Source organism: Methylosinus sp. R-45379 (genome assembly GCF_001644125.1).
Taxonomy (GTDB): domain Bacteria; phylum Pseudomonadota; class Alphaproteobacteria; order Rhizobiales; family Beijerinckiaceae; genus Methylosinus.
This window is the reverse complement of record NZ_LUUM01000265.1, coordinates 1-21,665: the sequence shown is the minus strand read 5'-3', so window position 1 is coordinate 21,665 and position 21,665 is coordinate 1. Positions and strand designations below refer to the sequence as shown.

Annotated in this window: 21 protein-coding genes; 5 read left to right on the top strand and 16 right to left on the bottom strand. The window is 63.4% G+C overall.

Going from position 1 to position 21,665, the window contains the following annotated elements:
• Window positions 1–493: 493 nt before the first annotated feature.
• The 10 genes from A1351_RS15720 to A1351_RS15675 are packed head-to-tail and all read right to left on the bottom strand — an operon-like array spanning window position 494 to window position 8,442.
• Window positions 494–970, bottom strand: a complete 477-nt coding sequence (locus A1351_RS15720) for a hypothetical protein (RefSeq protein ID WP_024881667.1) — start codon at window positions 968–970, stop codon at window positions 494–496.
• Complete coding sequence (gene gspM, locus A1351_RS15715) at window positions 967–1,527, bottom strand: type II secretion system protein GspM (protein WP_024881666.1); 561 nt, start codon at window positions 1,525–1,527, stop codon at window positions 967–969. The genes A1351_RS15720 and gspM overlap by 4 nt, the downstream gene beginning before the upstream one ends.
• A gap of 3 nt (window positions 1,528–1,530) precedes the next feature.
• Window positions 1,531–2,577, bottom strand: a complete 1,047-nt coding sequence (locus A1351_RS15710; protein ID WP_198162438.1) for a PilN domain-containing protein — start codon at window positions 2,575–2,577, stop codon at window positions 1,531–1,533.
• 1 nt (window position 2,578) lies between these two features.
• On the bottom strand, window positions 2,579–3,481 hold the full coding sequence (locus A1351_RS15705) for a type II secretion system protein GspK (protein ID WP_198162437.1): 903 nt from the start codon (window positions 3,479–3,481) through the stop codon (window positions 2,579–2,581).
• Complete coding sequence (locus tag A1351_RS24830; RefSeq protein ID WP_198162436.1) at window positions 3,478–4,251, bottom strand: prepilin-type N-terminal cleavage/methylation domain-containing protein; 774 nt, start codon at window positions 4,249–4,251, stop codon at window positions 3,478–3,480. The genes A1351_RS15705 and A1351_RS24830 overlap by 4 nt, the downstream gene beginning before the upstream one ends.
• 13 nt (window positions 4,252–4,264) lie before the next feature.
• Window positions 4,265–4,684 (bottom strand): prepilin-type N-terminal cleavage/methylation domain-containing protein, encoded by a 420-nt coding sequence (locus A1351_RS15695; protein WP_024881662.1) that lies wholly within the window; start codon window positions 4,682–4,684, stop codon window positions 4,265–4,267.
• The gene (locus A1351_RS15690; RefSeq protein ID WP_064033418.1) at window positions 4,674–5,117 is read right to left on the bottom strand and encodes a type II secretion system protein; all 444 of its coding nucleotides are present in this window, start codon (window positions 5,115–5,117) and stop codon (window positions 4,674–4,676) included. Before A1351_RS15690 ends, A1351_RS15695 begins: the two co-directional genes overlap by 11 nt.
• On the bottom strand, window positions 5,104–5,568 hold the full coding sequence (gspG, locus tag A1351_RS15685) for a type II secretion system major pseudopilin GspG (protein ID WP_064033417.1): 465 nt from the start codon (window positions 5,566–5,568) through the stop codon (window positions 5,104–5,106). Before gspG ends, A1351_RS15690 begins: the two co-directional genes overlap by 14 nt.
• Window positions 5,565–6,770, bottom strand: coding sequence for a type II secretion system F family protein (locus A1351_RS15680; RefSeq protein WP_024881659.1), 1,206 nt, complete (start codon window positions 6,768–6,770; stop codon window positions 5,565–5,567). The genes gspG and A1351_RS15680 overlap by 4 nt, the downstream gene beginning before the upstream one ends.
• Window position 6,771: 1 nt before the next feature.
• Window positions 6,772–8,442, bottom strand: a complete 1,671-nt coding sequence (locus A1351_RS15675; RefSeq protein WP_064033430.1) for a GspE/PulE family protein — start codon at window positions 8,440–8,442, stop codon at window positions 6,772–6,774.
• A gap of 172 nt (window positions 8,443–8,614) precedes the next feature.
• Here A1351_RS15675 and gspD point away from each other — a divergent pair, with 172 nt between their 5' ends.
• Window positions 8,615–10,942, top strand: coding sequence for a type II secretion system secretin GspD (gene gspD / locus A1351_RS15670; RefSeq protein WP_245291662.1), 2,328 nt, complete (start codon window positions 8,615–8,617; stop codon window positions 10,940–10,942).
• Between the two features lie 115 nt (window positions 10,943–11,057).
• Here the strand turns inward: gspD and A1351_RS15665 are convergent, their stop codons facing one another.
• From A1351_RS15665 to A1351_RS25440, 6 genes are all read right to left on the bottom strand, one after another.
• Window positions 11,058–12,965: a bifunctional 2',3'-cyclic-nucleotide 2'-phosphodiesterase/3'-nucleotidase gene (locus A1351_RS15665; RefSeq protein WP_064033415.1), complete on the bottom strand. Its 1,908-nt coding sequence runs from the start codon at window positions 12,963–12,965 to the stop codon at window positions 11,058–11,060.
• Window positions 12,966–13,026: 61 nt separating this feature from the next.
• Window positions 13,027–13,638, bottom strand: a complete 612-nt coding sequence (locus A1351_RS15660; RefSeq protein WP_064033414.1) for a MotA/TolQ/ExbB proton channel family protein — start codon at window positions 13,636–13,638, stop codon at window positions 13,027–13,029.
• A 2-nt stretch (window positions 13,639–13,640) separates the two neighbouring features.
• Window positions 13,641–16,124: a TonB-dependent receptor gene (locus A1351_RS15655; protein WP_024881654.1), complete on the bottom strand. Its 2,484-nt coding sequence runs from the start codon at window positions 16,122–16,124 to the stop codon at window positions 13,641–13,643.
• Window positions 16,125–16,143: 19 nt separating this feature from the next.
• Window positions 16,144–16,836, bottom strand: coding sequence for a hypothetical protein (locus A1351_RS25445; RefSeq protein ID WP_198022807.1), 693 nt, complete (start codon window positions 16,834–16,836; stop codon window positions 16,144–16,146).
• Window positions 16,836–17,243: a biopolymer transporter ExbD gene (locus tag A1351_RS15645; RefSeq protein ID WP_024881652.1), complete on the bottom strand. Its 408-nt coding sequence runs from the start codon at window positions 17,241–17,243 to the stop codon at window positions 16,836–16,838. Before A1351_RS15645 ends, A1351_RS25445 begins: the two co-directional genes overlap by 1 nt.
• A 394-nt stretch (window positions 17,244–17,637) precedes the next feature.
• On the bottom strand, window positions 17,638–17,835 hold the full coding sequence (locus A1351_RS25440; protein WP_024881651.1) for a hypothetical protein: 198 nt from the start codon (window positions 17,833–17,835) through the stop codon (window positions 17,638–17,640).
• On the opposite strand from A1351_RS25440, the gene A1351_RS26225 reads away from it, so the two are divergent.
• From A1351_RS26225 to repC, 4 genes are all read left to right on the top strand, one after another.
• Complete coding sequence (locus tag A1351_RS26225; protein ID WP_083967361.1) at window positions 17,749–18,135, top strand: Fic family protein; 387 nt, start codon at window positions 17,749–17,751, stop codon at window positions 18,133–18,135. The two genes, A1351_RS25440 and A1351_RS26225, sit on opposite strands and share 87 nt — an antisense overlap.
• A 348-nt stretch (window positions 18,136–18,483) precedes the next feature.
• Entirely contained in the window at window positions 18,484–19,665 is a 1,182-nt protein-coding gene (repA, locus tag A1351_RS15635; protein WP_024881650.1) for a plasmid partitioning protein RepA, read from the top strand.
• 71 nt (window positions 19,666–19,736) lie between these two features.
• A complete protein-coding gene (gene repB / locus A1351_RS15630; RefSeq protein WP_064033413.1) occupies window positions 19,737–20,729 on the top strand; it encodes a plasmid partitioning protein RepB in 993 nt (330 codons plus the stop codon).
• Window positions 20,730–20,920: 191 nt separating this feature from the next.
• Window positions 20,921–21,665 (top strand): plasmid replication protein RepC (gene repC, locus A1351_RS15625; protein ID WP_256388646.1); only part of this gene is annotated, 745 nt, incomplete at its 3' end.

The window sequence follows — 21,665 nt, the reverse complement described above, 5'->3', positions numbered from 1 at the left end:
GAGCATTTGGGCAAATTTACAACATCGGGGCGACAGCCTCGCTCGGAGACCGGAGCCGCAGGACTAGCGCCTCCAGTGTGGTAGATTTCCTATTCACTCTCGGCATTCTGGCGACCGCTGAATGAGACCCTGATAGGTCGTTACGTGCTTATCTCTCACCAGTCCCCTCATATAACGCCTCGTGCTGCGTGGAAGAACGATACTGCAGCATAATTGTAGTTATATTAATTCATTACACTGTAAATATTATTTGGTGTGTATTCCTAATGCGCCACAGAAAATTTATTTCTGCTCCCGCTCGTCGAGGCATATTCTAAGCTGTCGTCCAATATAATGCTCACTATATTCGCAGATCGTCAGCGCGGGTGCCTGTTCGCTCGGCAGATGATGCACGCTATTTTTGTTTTTGCAGGGACGCCATGACATATAACAGCGCTGTATATCGTTTGGGCGTCTCGGCTCTTGAGAGACGCCGGAGAAGGCGGCCGCGCCTCTAGTCGCCGTCGAGGGGCGGCGGCGGCGGCGTCGAAGCTATTCGTGAAGAGTGGGATCGAGGCAAGAACAGCGCAACGGCATGGATGCGCGCGTTTCGTTCGAACACGATGCGCTGCGCTGCGATCTCCAGCACTCGCCATCCTTCGATTTCGTCGCCGCGCTGCAGGCTGCGCACCTTCGCCGGCAGACCTGTCTCGACAATCGCGCGATGTCCTTTCTCGTCGTTCACGACGCCGACCAAGGTGAGAGATGGCGGCGACGGCGGGGGAGGCGGCGGCGTCTCGCGACTCGGAGCCGCGGCAGGAGCCGGCGGACGCCGCGTCGCGGCGAACAGCGGGCGCTGCAGCGTTGCCGCGAAATCCTTCAGCTCGTGGCGCGCGAGCGGATTGGCCGAGGTGCTTTCGCCGGTCTGCTGCGCTTCGGCGACGGCGCAGGCCGCGATCAGGGCGAGCGTGTGGTAAAGCCATCGCCTCATATCCGAGTCCTCCGCCAGAGAGCGCGCAAATCCAAGGTGACGCGCAGCGCGGGCGGCTCGGCGCCCTTCTGGCCGCCGCCTTGTGGCGAAATGGAGAGCGTATCGACGAACACATAGGGCGCGCCGGTCTCGAGCTCGTAGAGCAGCTTCTGCAAGGGGGCGAGACCCAAATCGAAGGTCGCTCGGAGCCGCACCACGTCGGACGTGTCCTCACGCGTCGTCGGTTGCGTGGCCGATGTCGTGACGCTCGCATGCTGCGCGACGACCAGCCTCGTGAGATGGGCCTGCAACAAGGCGCTCGCCTGGCCTTGCGTCGGCGCGGCGAAAAAGGCCGCCTCGGGCGCGATCGCTGCTTTGCCGCCTCGGGCGCCGCCGCGGCCTTGCGCCGCCTCCACCTGCGCGAGAATAGCGCGCCGCTGCGCCGCCTCCTCGGCGGCCTCGCTCCAAGAACCGAGGGCGAAGACCGCGGCGGCGGCGAAGCAAGCCACGAGAAGTGCGAGCGCGCCGAGCGCGAGACTCTGTTCGCGATCGAGCTCGAAATCGAAATCGCTCCGCATGGATCACTTTCCCTTTTTCGTGGCGGCGGCGAGCTGCGCCTCTATGCCGAAGCGAAACAGTCTCCCGTCGGAAGCGCGCGTCGTCGGAGCAGAAAAATGCGCGTCGAAGAATCGTCCGGTCTTTTCCAGAGCGTCGATGAGCGGCGGGGCGTCTTCGGCGAGCCCGGATATGCGCAGCTTGCCGCCCTCCAAGCCGAGGCTCTCGAGAAAGGCGTTGTCGGGAATGGCGCGCGTGAGCGCGTCGATGAGAGCGACGGCGGGCGTCGAGGCCTCTTTCCAGACCCAGGCGCGCTCGGGCGGCGGCAGAGCGGCGACGACGGCTGGGTTCTTGGCGGCGTCGGCGCGCTTTTGCAGCGCATGGGCGCGCGCCGCGAGCATCGACGCCTCTTCCTGGAGCGCGTTGGCGGAAAGCGACGCGCCCAGCACGGTGAGCGCGCAGAGCGCGACATAGGCGGCAATCCCGCCGCCGACGAAAAGCCGCATGCGCCGACGCTGCGCCGCGTCGCTCGGCGCCGCCCCCTTCGCCCAGAAGATGATGGGCTCGTGGGACGTGTCCGCGGCGGCGACGACGCGATCGACGGAAAGCCCCATTTCGGCGAGCGCGGCGCGCGTGGCGTCGATATCGGCTTTCCGCGCGATCAGCACCCGCGCCGTCACACGTCCGGCCTCCGCCGGCGTCGCTCTATAGCCGTGCAATATCTGGCCGACCGGCCAGGGCGAGAGACGATCGAGCTGATTGAAGATGACGCCGGCCAAAAACTCGCGCGCTTGCGCCGGCGCCGCCAGAGTGCGCGTGACGGTCATCTCGCGCGGCCATTCGAGCAGCACGAAGCCGCCGCGCGCATGTTGCAGGATCTCCTCCGGCAAGGTCGCGCCAATCGGGGCGGCGGCGAGTGGCTGCGCATCGGGATCGGCGCCCGAGCGAAGCAGAATTCGATCGCCCGAGCGTGTGACGCGCAACATATTCCGGTTGCGCCGCGCGTCCGCGAGACGCAGGAGGAGGCCCGAGAGAATGTCCAGCCAGCGGACGAGAATGTCGAAATTCGGCATTTCAGCGCGCCTCCGAAAAGCCGCCGGCATAGGCCGAAGCCCGGGGCGATTGGCGAAAGGCGAGCACTCGATACGGCTCGCTGTCCTTCGGCAGCGTGACGATGATCGCCTCGGCTTCGGAGGCGAAGCCGTCGGCGAGCGCAACCGCGATCTCGAGCCTCGCGACGCTGTGATCGGCGGGTTTCACGTAACGCGCAGCGGGACCGAGAATTCGCTCGTAATCTGCCGCCTCGAGCGACCGCTCCGCGCGCGCTTCCAGCAGGCGTTCTACGCGCGACAGCGTCATTTGCGGCAGAAGCCGGAGCGTCTCCGCCGGCGCGGTCGCGGCGTTCACCGTCTCCTCGCCGAAGACGGTGACATAAGGCGCGACGAGACGCGCATATTCGGCAGGAACGCCGGGAATCTGCGCCAATTGGTCGACATTGGTGAAGCTCTGGTCGAGATGGCGTCTTTCGGACGATTCGGGCTTTTGCGCCACCTTTGGAGCGGTCGCTTCGGCCGAGTCACGCTGGCGCGAGATCGCCAGCGCCGCGGCCTCTGCGTCCGGCGCCCCGAGGCCGGCGAGCAGAGAAGCGAGCGTCTCGACCGGCGCCTTGTTGATGTCGATACGGCCGAGCTCGTCGCTGATCCGCACGCGTCCCTCGCCGTTCCGCAGGGAAAAACGCGTCTCGATCGGAAGCAGCGGCCGTCCGCGATATTTGATCAGCAGATCGGCGCCCGCCTCTATGCCGGCGGCGATCAGCGCCTCCGCCTGGACGCGGTCGCGATCGACCGCCAGCAGTCCCGCAAAGCTGCGCAGGCTCGCCGAGGCCGCCATGGCCAGCGCCGAGAGCAGAGCGATCGTCCACAAGACGGCGACGAGGACGACGCCCCGACGCGAGCGGAGGCTCCGAAGGGGCCTCATGTCGGCGCCCGCCGCGGCGCCGGCGACTGCGGCGCTTTCTTTGCCGCCGGAAGGCATTGCGCTTTGGCGCTCGCGCAGCCGGCCGGCGCGTCGGCGCGCAGCAGGAACTCCGCTCCCGGCGACAGGCTCGCGCCCGTCTCCGGGTCGCGCAGATCGAGGCGAAAGAGGCGCGGCAGCTCGCTCTCGCCGCGCCAAATGTCCTTCCAGCTGGCAACGCCCTTCTCGACGCGCGCATAGGCGAAGGAGATGTCGAAGCGCCCCTCGAGCAGCACGACATCGTCTCGAGCCTGCCCTCCGTCGAGCCCGGCGCGTGGGCCGAGCCATGGCCTGCGCCGGCGGATGAGACGCGCGCTCTCGCCGACGCGCTCGACGGAGAGCGTGACGATCTCCTCCAGCGCCGCTTGCGCGCCGATGGCGCTCGCCGTCACGAAGACGACGCTTTGGCCATCCCCGTCGAAAGCCACCCGAGCAGGCGGCTCCTCCGGCTTCTTACCCGGCGCGCTACCGGACGCCGGCGCGGGCGGCGCTATGGGGCCGGACGGCTTCAGCGCGACATAGCTCGCCGCGCCAAAGTCGCGCGACAGACGCTCCATAGAGAGGGCGAAACGCTCGGCTTCGTTCACGCCGCGCGCCCCATGGTCGAAATGAGCGGCGACATGATGGGTGAGCGCCGCCGCCCCGACGATGATCGACGAAGCCACAGCGAGGGCGGCGAGCGTCTCGACGAGAGTGAAGCCAGCGCGGCGTCCGGTCCCTGCCCTGCTTCGCAATGTTTTCCTCCCGTTAAGGGGCGAGCGCGAGGCGGATCGTCTCCGCCGCGATGGATTGACCACTGGAGCCCCAAGCGACCCGCGCCTCCACGCGATAGGCCGACCATTTGCGTTCATCGGCGCCCTCTTTTACCGGCGTCGACTCCCGGAAGCTCGGCGTCTCGAGAAAGATCGGCTCGACGGCGACGCGCCAACGAAAGCCGCCACGCTCCCCTTCCCGCGTCTCGAGAGGGCCGGCGCGGTCCAACGGAGCCTCGATGAGCGAGCGCAGCAGCTGCTCCGCCACGACTCGCCCCTTGCCCTTGGCGAGCGCGCCACGCGCGTGAAACAGCTGCGGGCCGAGCGCCGCGGCGAAGGCGGTCAGCAGGGCGAGCGCGACCAGCGCCTCGATGAGGGTGAAGCCGGCGCGGCGGCGGGCTCGGTCACGGCGCATCGACGGACACTCTTCCGCTGAACCAATCGACCCGCACGTCATAGCGCGCGCGCTCCTTGGCGAAGGCGAGGACGGCGCCCGTCGAGGCGCCGTCCGGCTCGAACCGCGCGACTCCCTGCAAATTGCCGTTCGGCGCTTCTGCGGCGAGAAGATCGAGCGAGACATCTCGAGGCACGGCTACCTTTCCGCCGCTCTCGCCGATCAGCACCCGCGTCGAGACATCGAGCGCGACGTGACGGGGATGGCCGCTCGACATGGCGCCGAGCCGTTCTCGCCGAAGCAGCGCCGCAGCCTCGAGCGCGACCGCTTTCAGCGTCGGTCGGCCCGAGCCGAAGGTCCATGTGACGACGAGAGCGGAGAGCAGCGCGACGATCATCATCACCGCCATCATCTCGACGAGCGTGAAGCCTGCGCGCCGCTCAATGTTCGACATTGGAGATATCCGCCGCGACGCCGACGCCGCCCTCCTGCCCGTCCGAGCCGAGCGAGACGATTTCGTAAGGCGGAACGTGATCGACGGGGAAGAGATACATATAGGGCTTGCCCCAGGGGTCATTGGGTAGGCGCCCGCCTTTCACATAGGGACCGTTCCAAATATCCACGCCGCTCGGCCGCTGCACGAGCGCGGCAAGCCCCTCGGAAGAGGAGGGATAGCGCCCGACGTCGATGTAGAAGAGATCGAGCGCCGAAGCGAAGCTCTCGATCTGCAAATGCGCCGTCTTCACGCGGGATTCGCCGAGATAATTGAGCACGCGCGGACCGACGAGGCCGAGGATGAGGCTGATGATGGTGAGAACCACCAGCATTTCGACGAGCGTGTAGCCGCCGCGCCCGCCCTTCGGGACGCGACTGAGACCGCGATGCGGCGTGCAAGCGAGGGTCATTGGGCGAGATCCGTTATGCTGAGAAGAGCGCTCATGATCGAAGTGACGAGAGCGCCGACGAGAACGCTGACGACGACGATGGCCGCTGGGCCGATCGCGCCCATGAGCCGATCGAGCCCGGCGCCGAGCCGATGCTCGTAGAATTGCGTCGCATGGGCTGCGATCGCGGGCAGATCGCCGGTCTCCTCGCCGATCCGCAGCATGCGGACGGCGAGCGGCGGAAGCAGCCGCGTTTCGGCGAGCGCGTCGGCGAAGCGGCGGCCGCTGCGAACCTGCTCGTGTATCCTGTCGATCGCCGCGACCGATTGTGGCTCCACCACGACATCACGTAAAATTTTCAATGTAGTCGGCAAGGACACGCCATTGCCGAGGAGAAGGCCGAGCGCTCCGATGACACGCGTCGTGCGCCAATCCTGCATAGGGCCGGCGACGCCCGGAACGCGCCCGACCGCGGAGATCGCCGCGGCGCGCGCGCCCGGCCGCGAGAAGGCGTAGAGCAGCCCCAGCGCGAGCGCCGCGCATGCGGCGAGAAAAGAATAGAGATTGGCGTGCAGCCAGGCGGAGGCCGCGAGCACGAAGGCGACGCCTCCATTCAACCGATTGCCGAGATCGTGAAACACGGGCTCGAACTGCGGCACGACATAGAGCAGAAAGAAAAACAGCACGAGCAGCGCCGCGCCGATGAGAAACAGAGGATAGCGAATGGCCGAGCCGACGCGCTCGGAGAGCAGCTCGCGCCGCACGCGATCCTCGACGATCGCGGCGAGCACCGCTTGCAGCTTGCCGGAGGCTTCCCCTGCCCGCGCCATGGCGACATAGGCGGGATCGATGATATGCGGATGTCGCTCCAACGCCTCCGCGAAACTCTCGCCCGAGGAGATCATCGAGCGTAGCCCGGTCGCGAAGCGCTGAATGGGCTTGCTCGCATCTTCCGCCAGCGTCTGCAGGGCGGCGTCCAGCGTGAGCCCTGCGCCGACGAGCAGCGCCAATTGCCGTAGAAAGATCGTGACGTCGCGCGCCGGCGCACGCACGCCTCCAGTGGAGGCGGCGCCGAGCGTCTTTCGAGACGCAACCTCCGCCTCTATGGGCAGATGACCGAGATATTCGATACGTCGCAGCACTTCTTCGCGTGTCGCCGCTTCGACCTCGCCGGCCACCATTTCTCCGGTTTGCGTCACTGCGCGATAGCGAAATTGCGGCATTCTAGAGACTCGTGGTGACGCGGAAAATCTCGTCGATCGTCGTCAGGCCGGCGCGGCATTTGGCGACGCCGTCCTGCGTCATAGACGTCATCCCCTCGCCTTTCGCGACATTCTCCAATTCATGACCATCGACTTTCGGCCCGATGGCGGCCCGCAGCGCGGCCGAAGCCTCGATGACCTCGAAGACGCCCTTGCGGCCGCGAAAGCCTGTGAAATTGCACCATTCGCATCCTTTCGGACGATGCAGAATCTCGCCGGCGCGGAAGCCGAGCGCCGAATAGCGCGCGTCGGCTTCCAGGACGGCCTCGGTGAGCTCGTGCGGCTCGTTGCAATCCGGGCAGAGGATGCGCACGAGGCGCTGGCCGACGACGGCGCGCACGCAAGAGGCCAGCAGAAAACTCTCGACTCCCATATCGATGAGGCGCGTGATTGCGCCCGCCGCCGTATTCGTGTGCAAGGTCGTCAGCACCAAATGGCCGGTGAGCGCCGCGTGAACGCCGATATGGGCCGTTTCGCCGTCGCGCATCTCGCCGACCATGATCACATCCGGGTCCTGGCGCAGAAAGGAGCGCAATGCGGCCGCAAAGGTCAGGCCTATTCCCGGATGGATCTGCATCTGATTGACGCCCGGGATTTGGTATTCGACCGGGTCCTCGACGGTGAGAATTTTGCGAGTCGGCTCGTTGATCTCGGAAAGCGATGCGGCGAGCGTCGTCGTCTTGCCGGAGCCGGTCGGCCCGGTGACGATGATCATGCCGAAAGGCGCCTGCAATGTTCGACGCAATATTGCGCCGTCGCGCTGCGACAGGCCGAGCTCGCTCAGCTCGACGACGCCGGCGCCTTTGCGCAGGAGACGCACGACCGCGCCCTCGCCATAGAGAGTGGGCGAGGTCGCGACGCGCAGATCGATCTCCGCGCCGCCGACCACGATACGCGCGCGTCCGTCCTGCGGCAGGCGCCGCTCGGTGATGTTCAGGCCCGCCATGATTTTGAGGCGCGACAGCAGGCCCTTGGCCATGCTCGTCGGCGGCGCCGGCGCGGGCTTCAACAGCCCATCGACGCGCATGCGGACCTGCAACGCTCCGGCGAAGGGCTCGATATGCAGATCTGTGGCGCGCTGCTCGACCGCGAGGCGCAGCAGATCGTCGAGCGCGCGCACCACGGGCGCGCCGCGTGCGAGGTCGCGAAGATCGTCGAGATCGTCGGACGCGGCTTCGGCGCTGGTTGTCTCCGCGCTCTCGGTCGTCGTCCGCTCCTGCACGGAGCCGAGCGCAGCCTCTATCTCCTCCGGCGTCGCGACGGCGATGCGCGCGCTCCGTCCGAGGGCGGTCTCTACGGCCGAGCGCATCTCGTCCTCGAGAGGCGCGGCGATGACGAGAACCAGCTCGTCGTCACGCATGAAGGGAAAGAGGCGTCCTTCCTTGAGAAAGCGCGTCGACAAATGCCCGCCGCCGAAGGTCACGCCAGTGAGCCCGCCGCGCGTGACGCGCTCGCAGGAGTAGAACTTTGCGAGCTCGTCGGCGAAGGCCGACGCCGATAGCTTTGTCGCGCTCGCCCAATCGAATTCGGCGGACGCCTCGCTCCCATTGGCGCGCCGGACGGGCTCGAACCCGTCAGCCTCGCGAAGCCCACCCTCATGAGCGAGATATTTCAAGAACGCTTCGCGGGACATCGAATTCACGTCGCCAGCCAATGCAAGATTCTTGCGCAACCGTCATATGGTATTTATACATAGCGAAGCCGTGGCGCAAGCGAATTAGCGGCGCGAATCTTGCTCGACAAGGCTTGTCGAGTCCTGCGCAATATATGAAAGCTCTATAGTTGGCGGTGTCGGAGTGCATAGAGTGACGCGAGTTTTTCGGTTTCGGACGGCGCATCCCAGGAAGCTTCTGTTCCTGATCGCGGTCTTGTTGCAGGCCTGCTCTTCTACCGAGCAATTGATGGGGATCGGTCCCGGCGACAGCGTCGATGTCGCCCGCATGAAGGACTTCTCCGCCTATTTTCCGACGACGAGCTCTGGCGGCTCGCGTCTCGACAAGAGCGCCGCCGGACCTGCTCTCTATCCTGGCGCGGCGGACGCTTCGCCAAAGCGCTCATCGGGCGAGGCGCCGACGGAGCCCGGCGTGACGTCGCGCGGCGATGAAATAGAAATGAATTTCGAGCAGGCGGAAATTCAAACGGTCGCCAAAGCGCTGCTCGGCGACGCGCTCGGCCTCGACTTCGCCATCGATTCGCGCGTCCATGGCGCGATCACCATTGTCTCGGCAGGCCCCATCCCGAAAAAAGACGTTCTGCCCACATTCGAAAATGCGATCCGCATGTCCAACGCCGCGCTTCTCCGCGAGGGCCGGATCATTCGCATCATTCCGCTTTCGGAAGCGAATGGCGCCGGGCCGACCGCGATCGGTCCCGTGCAGCCGGGCTATGGCGTCACAATCATCCCGCTGCACAACACCTCGGCCGTCGCGCTCGCCAAAACGGCGGAGAATTTTATCGCGCGCGCCGGCGCCATCCGCGCCGATGCTGCGCGCAATCTTCTTCTCGTTCATGGAACTTCGAGTGAACGCCAAGCCGTCGTCGACATGGTCTCCGGCTTCGACGTCGAATGGCTGCGCAATCGTTCGGTCGGCATATATCCGCTGAAATCGACCTCTCCCGACAACATCATCCGTGAGCTCGAGCGAATATTCGACACGGGCGAAAACGGCCAGGGCGCCGGAACGATCGCCTTTCAGCCCATGCCCCGGATGAACGCCGTTCTCATCGTGACCCGCAATCGCCAGCTTCTCGAACGCGCGACCCTATGGCTGAGGAGGCTCGATCGATCGGATGTGAGCGGATCGACGGTGCGCGTCTATCAGCTCGTCAACGGCAATGCGACGCGTATCGCAAAAATCTTGAACGAGATATTCGTCGGCAAGGGCGCGGGCCAGGCGACAGATTCTGCTGCAAGCCAGCTCGCGCCTGGAACCAGCGTCGCCCAAACCAAGCTCGACCAGCTTTCGACCGGCAGCAGCTTCTCGGGAAACGGAAGCGCTTCGGCGACTGGCTCACAGAACAGCGCGAACGGACAACAGTCCGCCGCCGGCTCCGGCGGAGGCAATCAGATCTCGGCGGCCTTCAGCAATTTCGCCGAGCAGAAGAACGCCGACAATGAAGAGAAAGGCAATGGCGGCGGCGTCTCCGGCTCGCTGCCGAAGGGCGTATTCCAAAACATGCGCATCACGGCCGACAACGCCAACAATTCCATTGTCGTCTACTCGAGCCAAGACGACTATCTCGTCGTCGAGCGGTCGCTGCGCGCGCTCGACAAGCCGCAGATGCAGGTTTCGATCGAGGCGACGGTCGCGGAAGTGACGCTGAACGACGATCTGCAATATGGCGTGCAATATTATCTCGGAAACTCTTCGAGAGCCAATGGATCGTTGACGAACGCGACGACCGCCGCCGCGACCTCCTCGTCCTCCACCACCTCCTCCACGACGGATGTCGTATCGAACCTCGTCCTTCAACGCGTGCTGCCGGGCTTCAATTTGCTGCTGGGACCAGAGACGCAGCCTCATGTGGTGCTGAACGCCTTGACGACGCTGACCAGCGTCAAAGTGCTGTCCTCCCCCTCGCTCGTCGTATCGGACAATCAACCGGCGCTTCTGCAAGTGGGCCAGCAAGTCCCGATTTCGACCGGATCGGCGACGGTGCTGTCGACTTCCAACACCATCGTCAACTCGATTCAAATGCGTGACACCGGCGTCATTCTAAAAGTGTGGCCGCATGTGCACGGCAATGGCGTTGTCCAGCTCGAGGTCGAGCAAGAAATCTCCAATCCAGTGAGCTCGAGCCTAACCCCGACGATCTCGCAGCGGCGCGTGCATTCGACCGTCTCGGTCCGGAGCGGGCAGACAGTTCTGCTCGGCGGCCTGATCAGCGAACAGGAGAATAACATCAAGGACGGCATTCCTGGCCTTCGGCATCTCACCTATCTCGGCGATCTGTTCGGCAGCACGACCCGGAACAAGGATCGCTCTGAAATCATCATTTTCATCAAGCCCCGCATTATTCGTGACTCGCTCGACGCGCAAGGCGTCGCCGAGGAGTTCCGTTCGCGCCTCGATATGATGCGGAGCGCGCCTTTGGTGGTCACTGGCAATGATGCGACGAGAATTCGCAAGTGAGCCGGCCTCGAAGCATGTCCGCCAGCCGGCGCGCTTTCGGCGGTTGCGGACCGCGACCTCCGGCCTATTCGTTCGCCGAGGCGCAGCCGGAGCGAAAGCAGCGGTTTTCGCGTCGTCAGGCGAGGTCGTATTCGTAGCGCAGATAGCCGGCTTCTTCACGCGTCGCGCGCAGGCCGGGCGCTTCGGCGAGACGGCGAGTCGCCGCTCGCGCGGAATCGAAAGCGATGGTCACGCGGCGTCCGATCGGCGCGAATGACCAGGGACGGTCATCGGGAACGGCGGCGCCGCGGCGAAGAAAACGTTCCACGGCGTCGCGATTGGAGTCGGGCGCGCGCAGCACGATATTGCGTCCGTCGAGGCCGGGAAATTTGCCACCGCCGTCGGCGCGATAATTATTCGTCACCACGATGAACTGCTGCGCTGGATCGACAGGCCGGTCGGCGTAACGCAGATCGACGATTCGCGCATTCTCGGGGCGACGCTCGCCATTCGCGTCATAGCGCGCGGGCGCCGTGACGTCGATGCGATAGCGCAGTCCGGCAATCACGTCGAAATTATAAGAGGGCGTGCGCCGATCGACGAGGAGCTGCGGTCCCTCGCCGTCGCGATCGATGCGCCGGAACACGCGGGCCGCGCATTCCAGCCATTCGCGCAGCTCCACGCCGGTCACGCGCACGGCTGTCAGCGTGTTGGGGTAAGGATAGATATCGGCGACATGGCGCAGCGCTACGGGACCTGGATCGAGGTCGATATAGGCGTCCGGCGTGTAGCCCATGCGAAACGGCGCGACGGCAGAGAGCAGTGGAAGCTCGGCAAAAGGCGTTCCCTCCAGCAGCGGCCGCGCATAAGCGAGTTGCGCGGCGTTGACGAGAGCGCCGACCGGATCGACGCCGATCCATGCGAAATAGGAGTAGAGCGGAGTCGCGATCTCGCCGACAGGGGCGTCGACCCGGCGCTTCGTGGCCTCATGCTCGGGCGCGACGATCGTCTCGATCTGCGGATCGACGCCGGCGAGCGCGACGATCTTGCCGGTCTCGCGCCGATAGATGGGTCGCGCCTGCGAATGAAACCGATCGATGATCCATCGATCGCCGTCGCGTGCGAGAGCGAGGTCGATCACGCCGAGATGACTTCCCCAAAAGCCGGGCATTACCGCGGGAATGCCGGCGAGCGCGCCGCGCTCGGCGTCCGCTCCCTCGACGCCGGCGTAATCTGGTCCAGGAAAGACCCGATGCGAATGCCCCAGCATGATCGCGTCGATTCCGGGCACGGCGGCGATCTGCAGCGCGGCGTTCTCCGCGCCCACGCCGGCGTGCGGGTCGATTCCGCAATGGCACAGCGCGACCACTATGTCGCAATTCGCGCGCAGAACCGGCACATGACGGCGCGCTGCGGCCACCATGTCGCAGCAGCGCAGCCTGCCGTCGAGATTGGCCTTGTCCCAGATCATGATTTGTGGCGGCGCGAAGCCGATGACGCCGACGCGCAGCTCATGCGCGGCGCCGCCGTCATCGGTGAATCGACGCGTCAGAATGTGGAAGGGCGGAAGGAAGGCGGAGCCGTCGGCGCGTTCTATATTGGCGCCGACATAGGGAAAGGCGGCGCCCGTCAAGGCGCGCTCGAGAAAGTTCAATCCGAAATTGAATTCGTGATTGCCGGGCGTCGCCGCATCATAACGCAGATAGTTCATCGCGCGGAAGATGGGGTGGCGCGCGCCTGCGGCGAGGCCGCCTTCATGCGCGACATGGTCGCCGAGCGGGCTTCCCTGGATGAGATCTCCATTGTCGAATAGCAAAGCGTTCGGCGCCTCCTCGCGCGCTCGCGCGAGGAGGCTTGCGATTTTGTTCAGTCCGACGGTTGGATCACGCTGCTCGCGATAATAGTCCCAATCGAGCGCGAACATGTGCAGGTCGGACGTTTCCAGCAGGCGCAGCGGCAATCGCGGCGCGGCGCGCGCGATCGTCGGAAAGCCGGTGGCGAGAGCCGTTCCTCCTGCGAGCAGCGCGCGTCTGGTGATCGGCATCCTCGCTCCTCCGGTCGGTCGGCTCTTTTGCCCCGATCTCTCTCCAACGCCGAGATGGCGCTTATTCTGCGGCTGCCGGGAAGCGGTCGCGGGTAGCTGCGAGCAGCGCGCTCTTGAAGCCCTCGATGAGGACATCGGCTTGGCGGTGCAGCAGATTATGGGCGATCAGCCCGACGAGCGCCGTGCCGATGCCGACTGCAGTGGCGACGAGCGCGGCGGCGATGCCGCGGCTCACCGCGGCAGGATCGGAGACGCCGCCCGACGACAGCGCGTTGAACGTGTCCATGATGCCGAGAATGGTGCCGAGTAGGCCGAGCAGCGGCGCCGCGGTGACGATCGTGTCGAGCATCCACAGGCGCGCGCTGACCTTGGCGTCGACGCGGATGAACAGCGCCGAGGACAAATCCTCGACGCGGGCGCGGGTGCAGCCGGGCATGTTCTGCGCGGCGACATATTGGGCGAAGCTGCGGCTGAGCTCGTCGTCGCCGAAAGGCTTCGGCGTCGTCGAGGTTCCGAGCGCATAGGCTTTGATCGCATCGTTGATCTTGCGCGCGCGCAGCGCCAGCAGAGCGTAATAGACGAGCCGCTCGATCAGCACGAAGGCGAGCAGCAGGAGACATCCATAGAGAATGTCGATGCAGATCTCGTGGAAGAAGGCGTGATCGATCTGCATGGTCAAAAGCCCATCGAGAAGGTCGCCGTCGCCGAGAAGCCCTGGCCGACGTAATAGGTCGGCGCGCTGGCGGAAACGACGTTGCCGTAAATGCCGCGCGTCGCCACCGCATTGTTCTTCACGCTGTTGGGGCCGGTCAGCGCATGCGTGTTGGTGACGTTGTAGAGGTTGACGCGCAGCTCCGGCTTCTTGCCGAAGGCGATGTCGTCGAAGCGATAGCCGACCATCGCGTCGATGCGAGCGTAGGGCGAGATGGATTCGTCATTCATGAAGGTCGAATATTGGCGGCTCGTCACCTTGGCGGCCAGATTGCCGAGAATATGGCCGTCGTCATAGTCGACGCCGAGCGCGCCGGTCCAGGTGGGGGAACTCGGCAGATGCTTGCCCTTGGTCGGCAGGAAGTCGTTGATCGACGAGATGGGCGAGCCGGCCGGGGTCGTGCCCGATGTCGACAGATTGTCGAGAATGCGTGTCTGCAGGTAATTGGCTGAGAGATAGGGCCGGAAATTATAGATCGGCCGCGTGCCGATCTCCGCCGCGACGCCCCAGAGATCGACCGCGCCGGCGTTGATCGTCGTGCTCACGGAAGAGCTGGAGTTCGGCAGGAACACGGAGGTGCTGATCTGATGGTTCTCGTAATGCGAGCCATAGAGAGACACCGACGTGGCGAACAACGGGCTCTGATAGCGATGGCCGAGCTCGACGGTGACCGCCTTTTCCGGGGCGAGACGATTGGCCGGCGTCAGCGCGCCGCTGCTGGTGTTCACCGTGTCGGCGAGCGCGAAATTCGGCGTCGAGCGGAAGGAGGTGCCGACCGAGCCGAAGATTTGGTGGTAATCCCAGAACTTGTAGCGAAAGCCGGCCTGCGGCAGAGCGACGAGATCGCTCTGTGTGTTGAGCGGCGTCACGCCGGGCAGGAAATTATAGACCGAGCGATGGATGGACGCGACCTTCACGCCCGATTCGATCGTCAGCGTGTCGTCGAGCAACGACCAAGTGTCGCTGACGAAACCCGTATTGGTGACGGTCTGGGTCAGCAGATCGCGATACTGAGGCGCGCCGACGCCTGGAATGGTGATCGCGCCGGAGTCGAGAAAGGGGTCGACGATCGAGCCGTCCGCGTTGAGGAAGGCGTAAGGCGCGGTCTGGCGGTGGTTCGCGTATTCGAACCAATAGCCGAGCATCAGCTTGTGATCGCCGAGATCGAAGGTGAATTTGTTGATGAGGCCGGGGCGGAGCGTCTCGGTGATCGAGGGGTTGTAATACATCCCCTTGTCGTTCTTGGTGACGACGCCATTGTTGTTCCAATCCGCCGCGCCGATGTTGAAGCGGCCGTAATAGAACGAGCTTCCCGACGTCGTCGCGTTTTCGGTCACCGAGGTCACGCCGCCGCCGCTTCCGTAGCCGTACCAGAAATAGGGGATGGCGTCGTAAGTGACGTCCTTGCTGATGGCGAAGGTCGAAGGCGCGCTGACGATCAGATTGCGGAACGGGTTGATGCGCCATTTGTAATAGAGGTTCGCTTGATTGGCGGAGCGGTCCCAGGCGCCTGCCGACGGCACGAAATAGGAAGCCGGCAGCGCGTTATTGTAGCCGACCGACCGCGCGCCGAGCGTATTGTAGCTGCCGAGCGTCGGATATTGATAGAAATTGTTCAGCGCGTCGTTGAAGATCACCGAGAGGCCGACGCGATTGCCCTGGCTCGGCTCCCACACGCCTTTGAAGTCGACATGCTGGCGCTCGTTCGAGCCCGGACCCGACCAGTGATTTTCCGTGTAATGCGAATAGGACACATAGCCGCGGAAGTCGCCGATCTGGCCGGTCTCGGCGCGGGCGAATTCGCGGGCTGTGCTGTGCATGCCGTAGGAGAAATCGACGAAGCCGCCGCGCGTCTTCGACGGATCGCGCATATAGATGTTGATGACGCCGCCAGAGGCGCCGATATGCGGGCTGTCGAGATCGGGCGAGCCTTGCGCGATCGAGATCTGCTCTATGTTCTCGCTGTCGACATATTCCTGCGGATAGAGCGCGTAATTGCCGGAGTCGTTGACCGGCATGCCCTCGATGGTGAGGCCCAGCTGATCGCTGTTGTAGCCGCGGATACGTATGTTGCCGCCATTGAGGCCGGAGTTGTCGGTGCTGGTGATGACGACGCCCGGCAGGAGATTGATCATCTGATAGGGATTGGCGGTCGGCGACATTTTGGCGATGGCGTCGCGCGTCACTGTCGAGCGCGTCTTCACCGCTTCTTCCTCGATCATATAGCCGCCGCCCAGATCCTGGCGGTTGACGCCGTCCGGCGCCGGCTGCGCGGCGCCGTTGCCGTAGATGTCGACGCGGCCGAAATCGGTCGGCGCCGCGGTGAGGCCGCTCTGCGAGCGGCTGTCATGCGCGGGCTTTTGCGGCTCGCCGGCCGATTGCGCCAGAACGAGAGTCGGCGTCGAGACGCCGGCGAGCAGAGCGAAAGTCAGGACACGGAACTTCATCGGTGGACCTCTGTTGCGACTATCTCGGGTGAAAGACGACGACGCCGCTGAGCGAGCCTCCGCCCGCTGCGGACGCGCAGGCGACGGCGCGCGAGCGCGCGGCGGAATCGAGGAGGGCGGAGCCGGAGCTGTGGGTGACGGAGGCCAAGCCGCCAGAGACCGCGATGCCGACGGCGCCCGAGGGCTTTTGCAGCCGCGCGTCCTTGGAGGTCGGATAGGGCGCGCCGGCGAGACAGGCGCGGAAGGCGGAGGCATTGCCGGAGGCGCGCGACGTTCGCTCCGCCCCGGTTTCGCCCCGCCGAGCGCCGGCAGGCTTTTCGGGCGCTTCTTTTTTAAAATCGGCTTTGGACTCGCGTTCCTTGCGCGGACGCACTTCGGCTTTCGGCTTCGGCTTTTCGGGCTTTTGCGGCTTTGGCTGCGCGGCTACGGGCGCGGGCGCATCGCTCGGCGGCGGCGTCTCCTCGAGCGTCTGCGGCTGCGGCGCGTCAATGGGCGTCTCTTGAAGCGGCTCCGGCGAAGGGGGCTCGGACGCCTCCGCCTCGACCGGCAGATCGAGCGCGATCTCCATCGTCTGCGCGCCGGGGTCGGCCGGCGAGACACGATTTGTCTCAGGCGCCATCGTCAGCGACAAAACGAGCAGCGTCAGCGCGCCGGCGAGTCCGGCGGCGTTGCTCGCGACATCGAGCCTGTCCATCGCTGGTCTGGCCCGCACTATTGCGGCCTCGTGACGATGGAGGCGCTCGCGACCTTCGCCGACTTGAGCGCGTCCAGGACGGAGACGAGACTCTGAAGTCCCGCGCCCTCGTCGCCGCTGATGACGACGGCGAGTGGCCTGTCCTCGCTCGCAAGGCCGCGCAGGCGTTCGGGAAGCTCGGCGAGCGAGATCGGCTTGCCGTCGATATAGGTATCGCCGGCGCGATCGATGCCGATCGTCACGCGTGTGCGCTCGACGACCTTGTCTGGATGTGCAGAGGTCGGCGGCGTGACTTTGAGCCCGAGCGCCGGAAGCACATTGATACTGATCAGCACGAAGAAGACCAGCAGGAACATCATCACGTCGATCATAGGAATGATTTCGATGCGCGCGTGTCTTTCGCGGCGCGCTGGCCAGTTCCGCATCGACGATCCCCTAGGTAGATTTCGACGTCGATCTACTCATGAGAGAACCATTGATTCAGGTTCATGACCGAAAAAGTCATCTAAAATTCAGAAAATTGACGCGTTTCCGCCTTGATTCTTTGGGGAAGCCCGATCTTCTTAGGAGAAACACGTATCGCGGCGCGGGATGCGTGATTGTTGCGCTTATGCCACAGGCGCAGAGAAATCGACGCTATGCGCTCGGTCCACGCTCGTGGGGGGCGATTTTTGTCTGCGGAGGCGATTGGGGGCTTTCCACGGCTTCGACCGCTGTCGAGCGCCGTGCAGCATGCGACGCGGCTCGACATGTGGCTTTGGTGCTTGGAGTGCTTAACCCGCTCGGTGTCTTCGCCGCGGCAGCTCGATCTGCTTCTCGCTAGAAGCTCGGCGCGAAAATTCCAGCTCCGCCCATCGGCCCGGTCGCCTCGGCGCCAAAGAGCTTGCGCTCGGCCGCCTCGACGGAGCAGCCGAGGCGCAGTCTGCTCAGATGATCGACGACATCCGAGAGGAAGAGGTTTCGTTCTCGCTTCTGCTCATTCGTGAGCTTTACGCCCTCCTCCTCCAGAGCTGGCATGGTGAGACGAAAGACTCCGGTGAATTGGATCGGCGGCGCGCAAGGGCGACGCGCTGTTCGTGCCCCCGAGCGAACTCGGCGGCTCTCTCGGCGCCTTGCGCAATTCATTCACGAAAACCGATCGCAATTCCGCCGCCGATCAAAGCCTGTCTACTGCACGTCCAGTTCGAGACCATTCATCCGTTGCTCGACGGCAACGGCTTTTTGGCGATGTTGTTCCTTTGCGCAAATGACGTGCTGCGCGCTCCCCTCCTCTCTTGGCCACTATCTGAAGACCCATCTCGCAACGTTGATCTATGAGGGCGGGGTCTTTGTCCTCCCGCGCTACGGCGCGCCGTTCGCTGAAGGAGGCGCTCTGTCGAAGCTCTCGGGCGCGAGCATTTTTTGCCGCCGTACATGTCATTACGGCGGCATCCGTCTGTCGACGCGTTGACGGCCGTAAAATATCGAATAAAGCAACGCTAATTCAGTTGGATATGCGCAGGCCGCCGAGTTCTGCGAGCAAGAGCGCAAAAGCCCGAGAGCTCGAGGGCGTTAGGATTTTGGTAATCCTATTGTTCTTGCCAGCCTGAGAGAATCGCACATAATGGCGCTAAATCTGCAGGAATGGTCTTCCTGGCGCTATTTGACGACACTGGGCAATAACGCATGCTTCCGACATTCGAATTCGACGATAAGATACTCGCGCAGGGCGCCGAGATATCGCGGAAGCTCAACCAGCTCCGGCTGGAGAAGTTTCCTCCCAACGCCAAGAAGACTCTTCGTCAATTCTCGATGGCCGAGGTGGCGCATTACCTCGGGGTAAGTCCAAATAATCTGAAGCGGCTTCACCTCGAGAAGAAGGGGCCGGAGCCTACGATCGCTGCTGGCGGCCGCAGGTTCTATCTTGCGGAGCAAATGTTCGAGCTGAGGCAATATTTGGACAAGAATGGTCGCTCGGACGCCAAGAAATACGTCCCACACCGAAAAGTCGGAGAGAAGCTTCAGGTTATCGCGGTGGTTAATTTCAAAGGGGGATCCGGCAAGACAACGACGGCCGCCCATCTCGGGCAACACCTCGCTTTGACCGGGCATCGGACGCTGGTCATCGACCTGGATCCACAGGCGTCTCTTTCCGCATTGCATGGATTCCAGCCAGAAATCGACCGCAATCCGTCACTCTACGACGCCATTCGCTATGACGAGGACAAGAGGCCTATCCATGATGTGATTTTGGCGACGAACTTTCCTTCTCTCGACATTATTCCTGCCAATCTTGAGCTGCAGGAATATGAATATGCCACGCCGCTCGCGATGCAGGGCTCGAAGGAAGGCAAGCGGTTTTTCGTCCGGCTCGGGAACGCTCTGGAGGAGGTGGATGACCGGTATGACGCGGTCATTATCGACTGCCCTCCCCAGCTCGGATATCTGACCTTGACTGCGCTCGCCGCCGCAACGTCCGTATTGATCACCGTGCATCCGCAAATGCTGGACCTGATGTCGATGAGTCAATTCCTGCTCATGCTCGGCAATATCACCCGGACCATCAAGCAGGTCGGGGCTCGCGTGCAGATGGACTGGTTACGATACCTCATCACGCGTTACGAGCCGACGGATGTCCCTCAAGCTCAAATGCTCGGGTTCATGCAATCCATGTTGGCCGAGGAGATTCTAAAAAGCCCGATGCTCAAGTCGACAGCGATCTCCGACGCCGGGCTAACGAAGCAGACATTGTATGAGGTGGAAAGAGCGAATTTTAACAGAGACACCTACGATCGAGCGATCGAGTGCATGGACGCCGTCAATTTTGAAATCCAAGGCCTCATTCACCAGGCGTGGGGGAGGCTCTGATGTTGACGGCCGTAAAATCAGCGAAAACGAGATTTGTTTTCAATAAACTAGATCAGTGAGGAGAGTGGATCGTGGCTCGAAAAAACCCGTTCGCCAACCTCATGGATCAAGGTGGCGTGGACGAAAAGACCCCTGCCCTCGATTATGCGTTGAAAGGCGCATCTCGTTCGATTTTGAGCTCGATCGACGAGTTGGCCGCCCGAGCGGACAAGCTCATGGAAGGCGAGACGGTCGTCGAGCTCGACCCCGACGTCGTCGATGTTTCGTTTGTTCGTGATCGTCTCGCCGAGGATGATCGAGAGTTCGATGAGCTTTTGGCGGCTATTCGTGAGCGCGGGCAGGATTCTCCGATCCTAGTTCGACCAAATCCTTCTAAGGCCGGTCGCTACATGATCGTATTCGGCCATAGACGCGCGCGGGCAGCAAAGATACTCGAGCGAAAAGTTCGCGCCGTAGTCAAAGACCTTGGGGATCGGGAGCACGTCGTCGCGCAAGGGCAGGAAAATTCAGCCAGAGCAAACCTGTCCTTCATCGAGAAATCGCTCTTCGCCGCAAAGCTCTCGCAGCTGCGTTATGACGAAGACAGCTCGACGATCCTCACGGCTCTTGCAATCGACCGAAGCACGCTCTCCAAAATGCTCTCGGTTGCGAGCTTGCCCCAGCGAGTCCTGGAAGCGATTGGGCCAGCAAAGGGGGTCGGACGGGATCGTTGGTATGAACTCAAGGCGCTTCTCGAAAGGCCCGGTTCGATCGATGGCGCGCTGACAGCAATCGAGGACGCTAGCTTTTCTGGCCTTTCCAGCGATGAGCGATTCAACGCCATTGTGGCTCGGCTCAAATCCAAAAAGTCGATGAACCGCGTAAGAAACGGACATCAGCTGCAGTGGGCGTCCGAAGATGGATTGTTGGCCGCTGAAATGAAGGCCGAAGGCAAGCGGTATACGGTGTCGCTAAAAGCGAAGGGCCCTGACGCAAAAGCGTTCGGAGAATATCTGTCGGAACGACTGGCCGACCTGTATCAGGCGTTTCGGCAGGAAAAGACAATCGGCAATAATGGAGATTGACCAGCAAAAGAAAAAGGCCCCCGAAACGTAACGTCCCGGAAGCCCTTCTCAAAGTTCGCACCTAAGAGAATCACACTTCCGCGAATCGCTGTCAAGCATTTTGGCACCGTTTCGGTGAGCGGATTTCTTTTGCCTGAATGAGGCAAAGGAACATGCAGACACGTCCAACGACGCCCTTCGGGCGGCGGCCGTTGTCGCTCGCCATGGTGGCGAGCCAGACCGCGACCGAAAATTTCGCCGCAAAGCCGGGCGCATCCGAGACCGTCGTCCACAAATGGCGGCTGTTTCGCGCGCTCACCGAAGCCAAGGAGCCGCTCGGCGTCACCGAGCGCGCGCTATCCGTATTGCACGCGTTGTTGAGCTTCCATCAGGAGACCGCGCTCAGTCTGCCGGAGACCAATGCAAAGGCGGCGGAAGCCGGCTCAGCTGGCGGCGGCATCGTCGTGTTCCCGTCGAACAAGGAACTGTCGATCCGTGCGCATGGCATGGCGCCGGCGACGCTGCGGCGGCATCTCGCCTGCCTGGTCGACGCCGGGTTGATCATCCGCCGCGATTCCCCGAACGGGAAGCGCTTCGCCAGAAAAGGGCAGGGGGGAGCCATAGAGGACGCATTTGGCTTCGATCTCGCGCCGCTCGTGGCGCGCTCGAGCGAAATCGAGAACCTCGCCGAGGAGGTGCGGGCCGAGAACCGTGCGATCGCGCTGCTCAGGGAAAAGATCACGCTCACCAGACGCGACATCGTCAAGATGATCGAGACCGGACTGGAGGAGGGCGTAGCGGGCGACTGGGACGGCGCGCATCAGCGCTATGCGGCGCTCTCGGGGCGCTACGGACGTGGGCTTTCCCGTGTCGATCTGGAGGCTTTGGCGGAGGAACTTGCCACGTTGGCGGCTGAAATCCACAAGGCGTTGGAAATACACATAAAAGCTCAAAATA

Bases quoted from the DNA above. Each gene is read 5' to 3' on its own strand.
- A1351_RS15675 (WP_064033430.1), bottom strand. From the start codon at position 8,442: ATGTCCCGCGAAGCGTTCTTGAAATATCTCGCTCATGAGGGTGGGCTT.
- repA (WP_024881650.1), top strand. From the start codon at position 18,484: ATGCTTCCGACATTCGAATTCGACGATAAGATACTCGCGCAGGGCGCC.
- A1351_RS15690 (WP_064033418.1), bottom strand. From the start codon at position 5,117: ATGTCGAACATTGAGCGGCGCGCAGGCTTCACGCTCGTCGAGATGATG.
- gspG (WP_064033417.1), bottom strand. From the start codon at position 5,568: ATGACCCTCGCTTGCACGCCGCATCGCGGTCTCAGTCGCGTCCCGAAG.
- A1351_RS26225 (WP_083967361.1), top strand. From the start codon at position 17,749: ATGATCGACGACATCCGAGAGGAAGAGGTTTCGTTCTCGCTTCTGCTC.
- A1351_RS15645 (WP_024881652.1), bottom strand. From the start codon at position 17,243: ATGCGGAACTGGCCAGCGCGCCGCGAAAGACACGCGCGCATCGAAATC.
- A1351_RS15665 (WP_064033415.1), bottom strand. From the start codon at position 12,965: ATGCCGATCACCAGACGCGCGCTGCTCGCAGGAGGAACGGCTCTCGCC.
- A1351_RS15660 (WP_064033414.1), bottom strand. From the start codon at position 13,638: ATGCAGATCGATCACGCCTTCTTCCACGAGATCTGCATCGACATTCTC.
- gspM (WP_024881666.1), bottom strand. From the start codon at position 1,527: ATGCGGAGCGATTTCGATTTCGAGCTCGATCGCGAACAGAGTCTCGCG.
- A1351_RS15710 (WP_198162438.1), bottom strand. From the start codon at position 2,577: ATGCCGAATTTCGACATTCTCGTCCGCTGGCTGGACATTCTCTCGGGC.
- A1351_RS15705 (WP_198162437.1), bottom strand. From the start codon at position 3,481: ATGAGGCCCCTTCGGAGCCTCCGCTCGCGTCGGGGCGTCGTCCTCGTC.
- A1351_RS15695 (WP_024881662.1), bottom strand. From the start codon at position 4,684: ATGCGCCGTGACCGAGCCCGCCGCCGCGCCGGCTTCACCCTCATCGAG.
- A1351_RS15680 (WP_024881659.1), bottom strand. From the start codon at position 6,770: ATGCCGCAATTTCGCTATCGCGCAGTGACGCAAACCGGAGAAATGGTG.
- A1351_RS15720 (WP_024881667.1), bottom strand. From the start codon at position 970: ATGAGGCGATGGCTTTACCACACGCTCGCCCTGATCGCGGCCTGCGCC.
- A1351_RS25440 (WP_024881651.1), bottom strand. From the start codon at position 17,835: ATGCCAGCTCTGGAGGAGGAGGGCGTAAAGCTCACGAATGAGCAGAAG.
- A1351_RS15655 (WP_024881654.1), bottom strand. From the start codon at position 16,124: ATGAAGTTCCGTGTCCTGACTTTCGCTCTGCTCGCCGGCGTCTCGACG.